The sequence below is a fragment of the Streptomyces sp. NPDC053431 genome (assembly GCF_044544925.1).
Taxonomy (GTDB): Bacteria; Actinomycetota; Actinomycetes; order Streptomycetales; family Streptomycetaceae; genus Streptomyces.
This window is the reverse complement of record NZ_JBITXX010000002.1, coordinates 274532-287825: the sequence shown is the minus strand read 5'-3', so window position 1 is coordinate 287825 and position 13294 is coordinate 274532. Positions and strand designations below refer to the sequence as shown.

9 protein-coding genes and 1 riboswitch are annotated in these 13294 nt (G+C 75.2%); of the genes, 2 read left to right on the top strand and 7 right to left on the bottom strand.

The features are described from left to right. Window positions 1-47: 47 nt before the first annotated feature. Together ACIGXE_RS07190 and ACIGXE_RS07185 are read right to left on the bottom strand one after the other, a co-directional pair. Window positions 48-605, bottom strand: a complete 558-nt coding sequence (locus ACIGXE_RS07190) for an MOSC domain-containing protein (RefSeq protein WP_399744370.1) — start codon at window positions 603-605, stop codon at window positions 48-50. A gap of 59 nt (window positions 606-664) precedes the next feature. Then, window positions 665-1864 carry a fatty acid desaturase family protein gene (locus tag ACIGXE_RS07185; protein ID WP_399744368.1) on the bottom strand — a complete coding sequence of 400 codons (1200 nt, stop codon included), beginning with the start codon at window positions 1862-1864 and terminating at the stop codon, window positions 665-667. A gap of 276 nt (window positions 1865-2140) precedes the next feature. On the opposite strand from ACIGXE_RS07185, the gene ACIGXE_RS07180 reads away from it, so the two are divergent. Continuing rightward, the gene (locus ACIGXE_RS07180) at window positions 2141-5275 is read left to right on the top strand and encodes a DEAD/DEAH box helicase (RefSeq protein ID WP_399744366.1); all 3135 of its coding nucleotides are present in this window, start codon (window positions 2141-2143) and stop codon (window positions 5273-5275) included. Further along, entirely contained in the window at window positions 5272-6603 is a 1332-nt protein-coding gene (locus tag ACIGXE_RS07175; RefSeq protein ID WP_399744365.1) for an SWF or SNF family helicase, read from the top strand. The genes ACIGXE_RS07180 and ACIGXE_RS07175 overlap by 4 nt, the downstream gene beginning before the upstream one ends. Before the next feature lie 633 nt (window positions 6604-7236). Here the strand turns inward: ACIGXE_RS07175 and ACIGXE_RS07170 are convergent. The 5 genes from ACIGXE_RS07170 to ACIGXE_RS07150 all read right to left on the bottom strand — a co-directional run bounded on the left by ACIGXE_RS07170 (window position 7237) and on the right by ACIGXE_RS07150 (window position 13206). Continuing rightward, the gene (locus tag ACIGXE_RS07170; protein WP_399744363.1) at window positions 7237-8034 is read right to left on the bottom strand and encodes a hypothetical protein; all 798 of its coding nucleotides are present in this window, start codon (window positions 8032-8034) and stop codon (window positions 7237-7239) included. A gap of 122 nt (window positions 8035-8156) precedes the next feature. Then, window positions 8157-9011, bottom strand: a complete 855-nt coding sequence (locus ACIGXE_RS07165) for a bifunctional 5,10-methylenetetrahydrofolate dehydrogenase/5,10-methenyltetrahydrofolate cyclohydrolase (protein ID WP_399744361.1) — start codon at window positions 9009-9011, stop codon at window positions 8157-8159. Between the two features lie 29 nt (window positions 9012-9040). Then, window positions 9041-9147, bottom strand: a riboswitch (ZMP/ZTP riboswitch). A gap of 139 nt (window positions 9148-9286) precedes the next feature. Then, window positions 9287-10171, bottom strand: coding sequence for a hypothetical protein (locus ACIGXE_RS07160; protein WP_399744360.1), 885 nt, complete (start codon window positions 10169-10171; stop codon window positions 9287-9289). Window positions 10172-10407: 236 nt separating this feature from the next. Further along, a complete protein-coding gene (locus ACIGXE_RS07155) occupies window positions 10408-12282 on the bottom strand; it encodes a protein kinase (protein ID WP_399744359.1) in 1875 nt (624 codons plus the stop codon). A gap of 153 nt (window positions 12283-12435) precedes the next feature. After that, window positions 12436-13206, bottom strand: a complete 771-nt coding sequence (locus tag ACIGXE_RS07150; protein ID WP_399744358.1) for an alpha/beta fold hydrolase — start codon at window positions 13204-13206, stop codon at window positions 12436-12438. Window positions 13207-13294: the final 88 nt, after the last annotated feature.

Here is a 13294-nt window from a genome sequence, read left to right as displayed (position 1 = left end):
GCGCGGTCGGAGCGCCCGGGTTTCCGGCAGGGAAGGCGAGGTGGGCGTCAGACCATCTCCAGGGGGCGGTGCGGCTCCGCCGGCAGCTCGACCCGGATCGGGTCGCCGGGCCGCACCTCCCCGCCGGTCAGCACGACGGACATGATCCCCGCCTTGCGGACGACCTGCCCGTTCTCGTCGCGGCCGAGGACCTGCTTCAGCAGTCCGTGCCGGTAGTTGTCGATCTGGGCGCAGGGGTTGCGCAGGCCGGTGACCTCCACGACGGCCTCGGCGCCGAGGTGCAGCAGGGTGCCGGTCGGCAGGCCGAGCAGGTCGATGCCGCGGGTGGTGACGTTCTCGCCGAGGTCGCCGGGGGCGACCTCGAAGCCAGCGCCGGCCACGTCGTCGAAGAGCTCCGCGTGGATCAGGTGGACCTGGCGCAGATTGGGCACGGTCGGGTCCTTGGCCACCCGGGAACGGTGCTTGACGGTGACTCCCGCGTGCACGTCGCCCTCCACGCCCAGGCCGGCCAGGAGCGTGATGCTCTCCCGGTTGGGCTTGGTGAACGAGTAGACGCCGTTGCTGCTGACCGTGGTGACGGTGCCTGCGGTCGTGCCTGCACTCATGAGGTGGAGCTCCTCTTCTCCCGCGGTGACCTCTCCGCGAGGCCCCGTGCGCCTCGACCCTACGCGACGCCCTCGGCGCGCAGCGGGGCCCCCACCTCGTGCAGGTGGCCGAGCGCCTGACGGTAGGAGTCGACGAAACCGGTCTCGGTGTACGGGATGCCGAGCGCCTGGCAGTGCGCGCGTACCGCGGGCTGGGCGAGGCGGAGGTGGGGACGGGGCATGCTGGGGAAGAGGTGGTGCTCGACCTGGTAGTTGAGTCCGCCGAGGAACCAGTCGGTGAGGGCCCCGCCGCGGATGTTGCGGGAGGTCAGGACCTGGCGCCGCAGGTGGCCCCAGGAGTCGCCGTCCGGGTGGGCGTCGGGCGTCTCCATGCCCTTGTGGTTGGGTGCGAAGGCCATGCCCAGGTGGACGCCGAGCAGCATCTGGTGGAGCAGCGCGAAGACGAGGGCCTGGAGCGGCGTCAGCAGGGTCAGGAGCAGGGCCGCGTAGCCGGCGATGTGGGTGAGGAGCAGGGCGCCCTCGACGAGGCGTTCGCGACGGGTGCGGTAGGGGCCGGTCGAGGAGATCAGGGCCTGGACTCCGTACACCTTGAGTGCGATGCCCTCCAGGGTGGTGAGCGGGAAGAAGAGCCAGGCCTGGTGGCGGGTCAGCCAACGGCGCAGTCCGGTGCGGTCGGTGGTCTGGTGGGCGGCGAAGACGAGGACGTCGGCGGCGACGTCCGGGTCCTTGTCGAGGTGGTTGGGGTTGGCGTGGTGGCGGTTGTGCTTGTCGTTCCACCACTCACGGCTCATGCCCAGGAGCAGGTTGGCGTGCACGAGCTGGATGATCCGGCCGAGCCCGCGGTGGCCGGTGATCTGGGCGTGGCCGGCGTCGTGGCCCACGAAGGCGACGCGGGCGGAGAACAGGGCGAGCGGGAGCGCGAGCGGCAGGGCCCACCAGGACGGGCCGATGAGCGCGAGGGCGGTGAACACGGCGGCGAGGCCGAGGAGGTTGGCGACGATGCCGCGGGCGTACCAGCCGGGGCGCCGTTCGAGGAGTCCCTGTTCCTTGATCAGGCGCAGGAGGGGAGCGAACTCGCTTGCTTTGCCCCTGCCTTGAGGGCCGGTGGGGCGCGCGTGCCCGCCCGGGCGTCCGGTCGGATGCCCGCTCGGATGTCCGCTCGGATGCCTGCTCGGATGCCCGCTCGGGTCGGCCGGGGCAGGAGGCGCGGGGAGCGTCACGGTGGGCGTGTCGGTGCGAGTCGCGGTGGCCTGGGGCATGGCGGTCTCCGGGTCCTTGGAGGTGTCCGTGGAAGAGGCCGTCGCTCGGGCCGCGCCGGCTTCCTGAAACGTACGGATCGGAGATCACCCGGGACCATGGCGGCACCACCCCGACCCGCTCGGGGGGCGCCCCGGGGGTGAGGGTGGGGTCTCCCCTACCCCTCGCCGGCCCCCTGCGGAGGCACGTGACGTGGATCACCTCCGCCCTGTGCGCGTGACGGGATGTCTTCAGGTACTCTCGGCCGCTCGGCCCAGTAGTCAAATTTGAGGAATGCGTTGTCGCAGTCTCCGTCGCAGTCGCCCTCGTCCTCGCCCTCGCTCCCCCGCCCCGATGAACTCGCCCGCTGTTCCGCCCTCTTCCTGCCCGCCGATCCGCCCCGCGCGGGCCTGATCGCCTTCTGGTCCTCCGACGGGTCTCATGAGGGCGGGTCCTCCACCTCCCCTGTCGCCGCCCTCGACGCCTCGCCCGTCACCCCGCCCGCCGAGGGCGAAGCCCTCGCCCCTCTGACGGTCGTCGGCGACGACGTCCGGGTCACCACCGTGCCCGCGCTCCTGCTCTCGGTACGGGAGGCGCTGCCGGTCCTCGCCCGTGCCCGGTTCGACGAGAACGCCTCGCCCTCGGCGGCCTTCTGGGGCGCGGCCTCGCTGTTCTCGCTCGACCTCGTCGCCCGCGGCCTGCTCCTGCCCGGCGTCACCGCGAGCGATCTCGACGCCTGGCGGGCCGGGCCGCTCGGCCCGGACGACCTGTCCGCGCTGCGGGACCTCGCCGCCTCCATGCCGCCGTCGGCCCATGCCGTACCGCTGTCCGGGACGGCGGAGGACGGCGGCCCGCTGCTGCCCGAACCCGAGGGCCTGCTACGGGCGTTCGCCGACGCCGTCGCCGACACCCTGCCCCGCACTCCGGCCGCCCCGCTGGCGGCGGGCGGGCCCGCCTTCGCCGCCGACGAGCACCACGAGCCGCAGGCCCTCCCGCACCAGCGGGCCTGGGCGGCGGACGTGGCGGCCGGACACGACGCGGGGGTGCGGCTGTCGCTGCGCCTGGAGCTGGTGTCCGGTGGGACCTCCGGCGACACGGAGGGCGGCGGCCGAGGAGGGGCCGTCGATCCCCACGACGCCGACGCGTCCGCCCCTTCCTTCCGCGCCGTCCTCCAGATGCACGACCTGGCCGACCCGGCCCTGGTCGCCGACGCGGCCGAGGTCTGGGCGGGTACGACGCCGGCCGGGGCCGCCTTCGGCGCGCGGGCCCGGATGGACGCGCTGCTCGCGCTGCGCCGGGCGGCGCGGGCGTGGCCACCGCTGTCCCCGCTGCTCAGGGCCGCCGTGCCCGACGCCGTCGACCTGGCGGACGAGGAGGTCGCGGAACTCCTCGGTCCGGCGGCCCGTGCGCTCGCCGCGAGCGGCGTCCGTGTGCACTGGCCGCGCGAGCTCGCCCACCGGCTCACCGCCCGCGCGGTGATCGGGCCGCTCGACGAAGGCGTTTCCGGGGTCGGTTCCAGGTCCGGTTCCGGTTCCGGTTCCGTTCTCGCCTCCGCTTTCGCCTCCGGTTCCGGCTCGGACGCCGACCCCGCCTCGGCTTCCGACTCGGGCTCGGGCTCGGGCGACCGGCGTGACGCCCTGCCCTCCTTCCTGTCCGCCGACGCCCTGCTCGCCTTCAACTGGCGTTTCGCGATCGGCGACGAGGAACTCACGCGGGCCGAACTCGACCGGCTCGCCGAGGCCGGGCGCCCGCTCGTCCGCCTGCGCGACCAGTGGGTGCTGGTCGACCCGGAGGACCTGCGCCGCGCCCGGGAGCGGAGGGACCGCGCCCTCCACCCGGTCGACGCGCTCGGCGCCGTCCTCACCGGCACCACCGAGGTCGACGGCCGCCCCGTCGAGGTCCAGGCGACCGGCTGGCTGGAGCGGCTGCGGGCGCGACTCGCCGACCCCGAGGGGGGCGAGCGGGAGATCGCCCAGCCCGCCGCGCTGGCCGCGACCCTGCGCGACTACCAGCTGCGCGGCCTCGGCTGGCTGCACCGCATGACCTCGCTCGGACTCGGCGGCTGTCTCGCCGACGACATGGGCCTGGGCAAGACGATCACGCTGATCGCGCTCCACCTCCACCGGCAGGGCGACCCCACGACGGCCGGGCCCACCCTCGTGGTCTGCCCCACCTCGCTGATGGGCAACTGGCAGCGCGAGATCGAGAGGTTCGCGCCCGGCACACCGGTCCGGCGCTTCCACGGCGGGTCACGCACGCTGGACGGTCTCGCCGCCGGCGGGGGCGGGGACGACCCGCTCGCCGACAGCGGCTTCGTCCTCACCACGTACGGCACGATGCGGCTGGACGCCGCCCGGCTGGCCGAGGTGCCGTGGGGACTGGTCGTCGCCGACGAGGCCCAGCACGTGAAGAACCCGTACTCGGCGACGGCGCGTGCGCTGCGCACGATCGGCTCGAAGGCGCGGGTGGCGCTCTCGGGAACGCCCGTCGAGAACAACCTGTCTGAGCTGTGGGCGATCCTCGACTGGACGACCCCGGGTCTGCTGGGCGGGCTCGGCGCGTTCCGAACGCGGTACGCCTCCGCCGTCGAGGGCGGCGGCGATCCGGGCGCGGCGGCGCGACTCGCCGCGCTCGTCCGGCCGTTCCTGCTCCGGCGGCGCAAGTCGGATCCGGGCATCGCGCCCGAACTGCCGCCGAAGACCGAGACCGACCACGCCGTCGCGCTCACGAAGGAGCAGGCGGGCCTGTACGAGGCGGTGGTGCGCGAGACGCTCACCGCCATCGCCGAGGCCGACGGGATGGAGCGGCGCGGTCTGGTGGTCAAACTGCTCACCGGGCTGAAGCAGATCTGCAACCACCCGGCGCAGTACCTGAAGGAGGAGCGACCGCGGATCGCCGGCCGCTCGGGCAAGCTGGAGCTGCTCGACGAGCTCCTCGACACGATCCTCGCGGAGGAGGCGAGCGTCCTCGTCTTCACGCAGTACGTGGGCATGGCCCGCCTGTTGGAGGAGCATCTGGCGGCCCGGGGCGTGCCGACCCAGTTCCTGCACGGCGGCACGCCGGTGACCGAGCGGGAGGCCATGGTCGCCCGCTTCCAGGACGGCGAGGTGCCCGTCTTCCTGCTCTCGTTGAAGGCGGCCGGCACCGGGCTCAACCTCACCCGGGCGGGGCACGTCGTCCACTACGACCGCTGGTGGAACCCGGCCGTCGAGGCGCAGGCCACCGACCGGGCGTACCGGATCGGGCAGACGCAGCCGGTGCAGGTCCACCGGCTCGTCGCCGAGGGCACGATCGAGGACCGGATCGCGGACATGCTGGAACGCAAGCGGGCGCTTGCCGACTCGGTGCTGGGCACCGGCGAGGCCGCCCTCACGGAACTGACCGACGCCGAGCTGGCCGAGCTGGTGCGACTGCGCGGGGAGGACGGACGATGAGCGGGTACGGGAACGGTGCCACGGCGCAGGACTCCGCGGACGGGGCCGCCGACGAGCGGACCTTCGCGGCGCTGCCGCCGGTGGGCGGCGGGGCCTTCGCGCGGACCTGGTGGGGCCGGGCGTGGCTCAAGGCGCTCGAGGACACGGCGCTCGACGCCCAGCAGCTGAAGGCCGGCCGGCGACACGCGCGGGCCGGGGCGGTCGGCGCGGTGTCGGTACGGCCGGGCCGGATCACCGCCGTGGTCCGGGACCGGGACGGCACGGCCCACCGCAGCGACGTACTGCTGCAGGAGCTGTCCGAGGAGGAATGGGACCGGCTGGTGGACCTCGCGGTCGACAGCGCCGGCCACATCGCGGCCCTCCTCGACCGGGAGATGCCGCCGCACCTCGTGGAGGACGCGGCGGCGGCCGGGCTGGAACTCCTTCCGGGCATCGGCGATCTGGAGCCGGAGTGCGGCTGCGAGGCCTGGGACCACTGCCCCCATACGGCGGCCCTGTGCTACCAGGTGGCGCGGCTCCTGGACGAGGACCCGTTCGTGCTGCTGCTGATGCGGGGGCGCGGGGAGCGGGCGGTCGTCGAGGCCCTGCAGGAGCGCAGCGCGGGGCGCGCGGCGGGTGGGGTGGGCGCGTCGGGCGTCCAGGAGGTCCACGGCGTGCCGCGCCCCGGCACCGCCGCCGGGACCGGCTCGGGCGTGTCGGCCGCGGAGGCCTTCGCCGCACGGGACATCCTGCCGCCGCTGCCCGCCCCGCCGGTCCCGGCCGCGGCCCCGGGCGAGCCGCCGTCGCTCGACACGGAGACGGATCCGGAGCCGGGGATCGACCCGACGGCCCTGGAGTTCCTCGCCGCGGACGCCGCCGCCCGGGCCCACCGGCTCCTGTCGGGCGCCGTCGCCCCGGGCGAGGCGCCGCTGACGGTCGCTCAGGACGCGGCACGGCTCGCCGCCGGGGCGCCCGCCCCGTGGATCGCGACCCGCCTCGCCGAGGGTTCCGGGCGCACCCGTGCCGGGCTCGAGCTCGCCGTACGGGCCTGGCACCTGGGCGGTCCGCCCGCTCTGGCGGTCCTGGAGGAGGACTGGACACCGACTCCCGAGACCCTCCGCCGCGCGGAGGCCCGGCTGGCGGAGTCCTGGGAGGAGGACGACCGCCCCACCCTCCACCCGACCGCCCCCACCCACTGGACGGTGGTCGGCACGGACACCCAACTCCGCCTCGGCCAGGACGGTCACTGGTGGCCGTACCGCAGGGAAGACGACCGCTGGACCCCGGCGGGCCCTCCGGAGCAGGACCCGGCGGCGGCGCTGGCGGGGGCGTTGCGGGTGGCACGGTAGGAGGGGCCGGGTTGCGGCACGGGGGCGGGCGCGGCCGGGTCGCCGGGTTGCGACACGGGGGCGGGCGCGGCCCGGGTCGCCGGGCCAAGGCACGGGTTGCCGGGCCAAGGCACGTGGGCTGGCGCGGCTCGGGCCGCCAGGCCGCGGCACCGGGCTCGGGCGCGCCTCCGGACGCCGGGCCAAGGCACGGGCTCGGGTGCGGCTCGGGACGCCGGGCCAAGGCACAGGCTCGGGCGCGTCTCCGGACGCCGGGCCAAGGCACGGGCTCGCCTGCGGCTCGGGACGCCGGGCCGCGCCCGACGCCGGCGCGGCCCCGACGGGTCGCTTTTCGCGGCATGTCGCCGCCGGCCCTGTGCGGTCGCTCGCGGGCCGGGCCGGTGGGACCGCTCCGGCCGGGGCCGGGAGGGGGCGGCGCCTCACCGGTCGTCGCGCTCTTGTCGTACGGAGTGGGCCAGTGAGTCCGTCAGCCACAGGTGGGTCGCGCCCAGGGTGACCGGCCGGTCGGCCGCCCTGGCCACGAGGTGCAGTAGCGTCTCATCCGCGGGCGCGGTCGGCGGCGACGTAGGAGAGCAGGCGGCCGCGGAAGCGCGGGGTGTCGTGGGCGCGGCGGGCCGCGGCGTGTACGGCGCGGGGTCACTGCAACGGCGCGGTCAGCTTCCTGGTCGTGTTGGACGGGACGGCCAGGCTGCACGCGACCGTGTCCGTGCCGAGCAGGTAGCTGGTGCGGTACGGGTACTGGACGAAGGTCGTCCAGCGGGTGCCCAGCGGCTGTTCCGCGGCCTTCGCACGCAGCGGCCCCCGGCACAGGGCGGCCGCCGCGTCCCGTACGGCCCCGTCGTCGGCGAAGTCGCCGGCGAGGCGGAGCCGGGCGACGAGCTCGGCGTCGTGCGGCGTGTCGCAGCGGCGTCGGACGACGGTGCCGGGCGCGTCGCGGGCGATGTCGAAGCAGTCGCCGACGCGCAGCTCGTCGTACGGGGTGCGGGCGTACGTCGCCGGGGCGCGGCGGGTCGCCGTCGGCCGGGGCTGGGGGCGCGTGGTGCCCGGCCGGGCGGTGCCGGCGGTGGACGAGCCGGCGGAGGGCGCGTCCGTGCGGCCCCGGTCCGTGCGGGGTCGCGTGGTGCGGCGGGCGGCGTCCGTGGGCAGTGGTGAGGCGTTCTCGCCCTGGGCGGAGGGCTGCAGCCCCCGGGTGCCCGAGGCCCCGTCACCCGGCGCCCCGTCAGCGGAGCCGTCCGGCGTGTCGGATCCGGTGACGGCCGGGACGGACGGCGTGGCGCGCGCGTCGGTGTCGCCCGTACCGTCACCGCCGCGTGCGGTGACGGCGACGGACAGGGCGAGGATCGCGGCGAGTGCGGCGACCGGCAGGACGACGACGCCCGGCCGTCTCGGTGGCCGGGCATCGCGGGACGGGGATACCGTCGGCGGGCGGAGCATGGGATTCAGGGTCACCCGCCTGCGCCCATGTGGCGAGCGATACCGGTGAGTTGGGCTCCGCTCGTACAGAACCGTGACAATCCCGCGGCTGGTACGAGATCCGGAGCCCGGCGCACGGCTGCCTACAGACCCAGCCGGCGCTCGGCCGCCCGGACGGTCTGCTCGAGCAGCACGGCGATGGTCATCGGGCCGACGCCGCCGGGGACCGGGGTGATGAGCGAGGCGCGCTCGGCGACGCTCTCGAAGTCGACGTCACCGACGTTGCCGGGGTTGTAGCCGGCGTCGATGACGACGGCGCCGGGCTTGATGTCCTCACCCTTGATGAACCGGGGCTTGCCGACGGCGGCGACCAGGATGTCGGCCTCGCGGATCGCGGCGGAGAGGTCGGTGGTGCGGGAGTGGCAGTAGGTGACGGTGGCGTCGCGGCCCAGGAGCAGCAGGCCGGCCGGCTTGCCGAGGATGGCGCTGCGGCCGACGACCACGGCCCGCTTGCCGCTGAGCTCGACGTCGTACGCGTCGAGCAGCCGCATGATGCCGCCGGGAGTGCAGGACTCGAAGCCGGGGAGGCCGAAGCCCATGGCGGCGAAGGAGGCCATGGTGACGCCGTCGACGTCCTTCTCCGGGGCGATGGCCTCGAAGGCGGCGCGCTCGTCGATGTGCGGGCCGACCGGGTGCTGCAGCAGGATGCCGTGGACCTCGGGGTCCTCGGAGAGGGCGGTGATGGCCGCGACGAGTTCCCCGGTGGTCGTCTCGGCGGGCAGCTCGACGTGCCGGGAGCGGATTCCGGCCTTCGCACAGCGGTTCTGCTTCATCTTGACGTACGTGACGGAGGCCGGGTCGGCACCGACGAGGACGGTCGCGAGGCAGGGGGTGACGCCGGTGCGGCGGGTGATCTCGGCGGCGCGCGCGGCGGTCTCCTCGACCGTGCGGCGGGCGAGCGCGGTGCCGTCCATGAGGCGTGCGGTGCTGGTGGACATGGGCCACTCCTGGGCGTCGTCGAGCAACGGTGGTTCGCCCAGGCGCACGGCTGCGACACGGCCGCGCGGGGTACGCGCGTCCGCCGGGCCGCTCCCCGGTGGTGATCCACCTCAAGCGCCAGTCACGGCCCGGGCACCACTCTACGTGACGGGGCGGGGCCGGTCCCGGCCAGGGCGGACGCACGGGACCGGCCGGCCGCCGTGGTCGGGCGCCGCGGCCCCGGGGCACCTGGAGCGCCCCGACCGACCGGCCCCGTTCGGGACGGCGCGGCGCGTCAGGGTGAGGAGACGGGCAGGCACAGCACGAGCAGGCAGATCTCCGACGGGGAGGTCGAGGCCGGCGTCGTGTCCGGCCGGGTCGTCGGCTCCTGACCGGTGGCGCCGGTTCCGTCCGCGTCGGCGGGGACCGGCGTTCGCGTGTCCGGCGTGCCCGTCGTGTCCGGCGTGCTCGGGCGGGCGGGGGCCGGAGCGGTTGCGTCCGGCGAGGTGCTTCGCGGCTTCCCGGCCGCCCCCTCCGAGCCCTGCCGGGGGGCGGCGTACGCCTCGGTCCTCGGCGGTGTCGTCGTACGGAGGGACGTGGCCGGGTCCTGCCGGCGCGACCGGTCGGGCGCGGGCGCGTCGTCCCGAGACGTGGACGGTGCGGCCGACGAACGCTGGGCGTCGGGCCGTATCGAAGGAGGAGGGGTGTCCTGGTCCCCGGCCGTACCCGCGCCCGGGTCCTGCGGCGCCGTGGCCGCCTGGGCCCGGTCGCCGCCCTGCCGGTCCATCGCGCTCACGGTCAGCCCACCGCCCACGAGCGCGACGGCGGTCGCGACCACCGCCCGGCGCTGGTTCTTCCGCCAGCGAGCACGCTGCCGGCGCCGTGCCGCCCGCCCCTCGGTCACCATCGCCGCGCCCGCGAACTCCGCTGCCGCGTCGCTCCCGGAGGCCCCTTCCAGGACGGCGCCCACGGCGAACTCGTCGCGCGGCCGCCCGTCGTGCCAGGTGGCTGCCTCCGTGGTCTCCGGCGGGGCGGTCTGGTCCGGCCTCGTGGTGGCCGCCGAGGCGGGGACGATGCGACCGCCGGCGGTGGTCGGGGCGATGTCCGGGGCGTATGCGCCGCATCCGGGGCACACCAGGGCGCCGTTGAGATGCCGGCGGCACGACGAGCAGTAGTCCATCTCCGTCTTTCGGGGTCGACACGCCGCCGGCCCGACGGGCCCGCGGCCCGGTCACGTTCGCAAACGGATTCGAGCGGTCTGCAACGCTAACGGAGCTTTCGAAAGACTGTGCGCAGCCTGTGTGATGCTGCTGTGGCGATTCCCTGATGTTCGTTCACGTTCCGGAACCTGAGCGGACTGTCGCGCGTGACCTCTCCTGCTCGGCGGGCCCTCCTCCCGCGCCGTGCGGATCGGCGTCAGCAGCGGGCGAGGGTGCCGCTGTCCACGGTGGACTTGTCGCCGAACAGCCAGCCTTCGGTGTCCGTGCCGGCGATGCGGGCGTAGATCCACCTGTTGGCGTGGGCATTGGTGACGTAGCACTCGTAGGAGACCTTCGTGCCGGTCTTGATCACGGTCACGTAGGAGCACTCCGCGTACGGCCCGGTGTAGAGGTGGGTGTTCTGGGACGCGTGGCCGGTGCCGTCGCTGCGGTTCGAGTGGGCCCAGCCGGTGCATGCCGTCGACACCGGGGTGGGCTCCTTCACCGTGGAACTGGGCGTGGCCTTCGGGGAGTCGGACGGCTGCGCGGCCGGCTTGTCGCCTCCTGCGGTGGACGTCGGCGTGGGGCTCGTCTCCTCGTCGTCCTTCGAGGGGGCGCCGGACGTCTCGCCGGGGCTGAGGGAGGTCAGGTCCCCCGGGGAGGTCGGGCCGTCGGTCGGGCCGCCCGGGTCGGACAGTCCGCCGTCGGCGGAGGTGCTCGCCGTGGGAAGCGCCGTGTCCGGGCCGTCGCCGCCCGCGTCGCCCGGCGTGTCCATCAGGGCGTAGGCGACTCCGCCGCCGAGGAGGACCGTGGCGGCCGCCACGGCGACGACGGTACGGGTGCGCCGGCGCCGCGCGCGGACCGTCGTGGCGAGGGTCTCGGAACGGCTGGGAGAACCGGCGGGTGTACCGGGTGCCACGCCGGGCGCCGTTCCCATGGCAGGCGCCACGCCAGGAGACATGCCGGGCGCCATGGCATGTGCCACGCCAGGAGCCATTCCGGCTGCCACGCCAGGAGACATGCCAGGCGCCATTCCGGGTGCCACGCCAGACGTCATGCCCGGCTGCGCTGCTCCCGGCGGCGGAAAGGCGGCGTGGGCGCCGGCCGGCGCGGAGGGGGCGGCGGCGTGCGGGGCGAACGGCGTGGCAGGGGGGCCGAAGGCCGGCGGGGTGGCGGGCCAGGGGGCCGGTGCCGCCGCGACGTCCGCGCTCCCTCCCTTGGCCACCGCCTCCAGCATCTCGCGCGCCTGCGCGGCGGCGGGCCGTTGCGACGGGTCCTTGGCCATCAGCGCCCGCAGCACCGGGGTGAGCGGCCCGGCGCGCCGGGGCTCCGGCAGCGGTTCGTTGACGATCGCGGCCAGCGTGGACCACACCGACGTGCGGCGGAAGGGCGAAGCGCCCTCCACGGCCGCGTACAGCGTCATGCCGAGCGCCCAGATGTCCGACGCGGCGCCCGGCACCTGGCCTTGCGCGCGCTCCGGCGGCAGATAGTCGAGGGAGCCGACGATCTGACCGCTCTGGGTCAGCCTGGCCACGGCCTCGTCGCCGGAGGTCTCCATGCTGGCGATCCCGAAGTCGGTGAGGACGACCCGCCCTCCCCCGTGGCCTTCGGCGGACGAGGAACCCCCGCGTTCGAGCAGGACGTTGCCTGGCTTGACGTCCCGGTGGAGCACCCCGGCCCGGTGGGCCGCGTCGAGCGCGTCCATCAACTGCGCCCCGATGGCCGCGACTTCGCGCGGCTCCAGCGTGCCGCGCTCCGCCAGCACGTCGTCGAGGGAGGGCCCGTCGACGAGCTCCATGACGATGACCGGCAGTCCCTGCTCCTCGACCACGTCGTGGACGGTGACCACACCGCTGTGCCGGATGCGGGCGGCGGCCTGCGCCTCCCGCCGCATCCGGTCCCGCAGATCGGCGAGTTCGGCCGGGGAGGCGTCGGTGTAGGCCCGGAGCACCTTGACGGCGACCTCGCGGTTCAGCAGCTGGTCCACCGCCCGGGCGACCACGCCCATGCCACCGCGTCCGATCGTCGCGGTCACGCGGTATCGCCCGCCCAGAACCTGGCCGACCAGATCGGCGCCGTTCGCCCCCGTCACGTGTCACATCCTCTTCGTCGAACCGTCGGCATCCGCTGCCTGACGGGCATCAGCGTAGGGGCACACGTATGTGCGAGTGCGCACGGTCCGGCCCTTGGCGCGCGTTGCGCCGTACGGCCGTTCACCGGCAGGTGCCGGGTCCGGCTGCCGTGGTCACGCCGCAACCGCGGTCAGGGCGTCGGCGGTCGCTCGTGCGAAGGCCTCGGGGTTGTCGAGCATGATGTTGTGACCGCAGTCCGGGATCGCCCTGACGGCCACGCCCGCCGCCACGAGCCGCGCACGGCCGGCCGGCGCGTCCGTCGCCGGGTGGAGGTACGTGCGCGGTACGGACAGTTCCAGCAGCAGTTCCCGCGGGGTGGTGGCGCCGCCGCGCGCCAGGTGCACCGCACTGCGATACAGGGCCTCACGCCCCGCCAGGCGCATGGTCGACCACCAGGCCGGGCCCACCCGCTCCCGGGTGCGCTGCCAGCCGTGGGTGAGGAACTCCTCCTCGCTGACGGTGTGGATCGCGCTGCTGCCCTGCGCGGGAACCGGCGGCGCGGGGTCCAGGTTGGCGTCGACCAGGACGAGTCGCGAGACGAGCCGCGGGTGGCGGGCGGCGAGGTGGATCGCCACCGTGCCGCCCATGCTGTGCCCGACGACCTCGGCGCCCGTCACCCCGGCGGCCGTCAGCGCCGCCGCGACGGCGTCGGCGTGATCCTCGAGCGTGTAGGAGAAGTCCGTCGGACGGTCGCTGATGCCGAAGCCGAGCAGGTCGAGCAGCAGCGACCGGCGGCCGGTGAGCAGGGGGTGCGCGGCGGCGGCGGACCAGTACACCGGCGAGCTGGCCCCGAGGCCGTGGAGATAGAGCCGGGCCGGTCCCTCGCCGGGCATCTCGATCCAGCGGATCAGGTCGCCGTTGGGGGTCACGGGGGCATGGCGCATGACGGACTCCTCGTTCTCGCTGCGGGATGCTCCGACCATACCTCGGCATCGAGGTATCTCGGAAGCGATATAGGGCGAGCGGAGATCT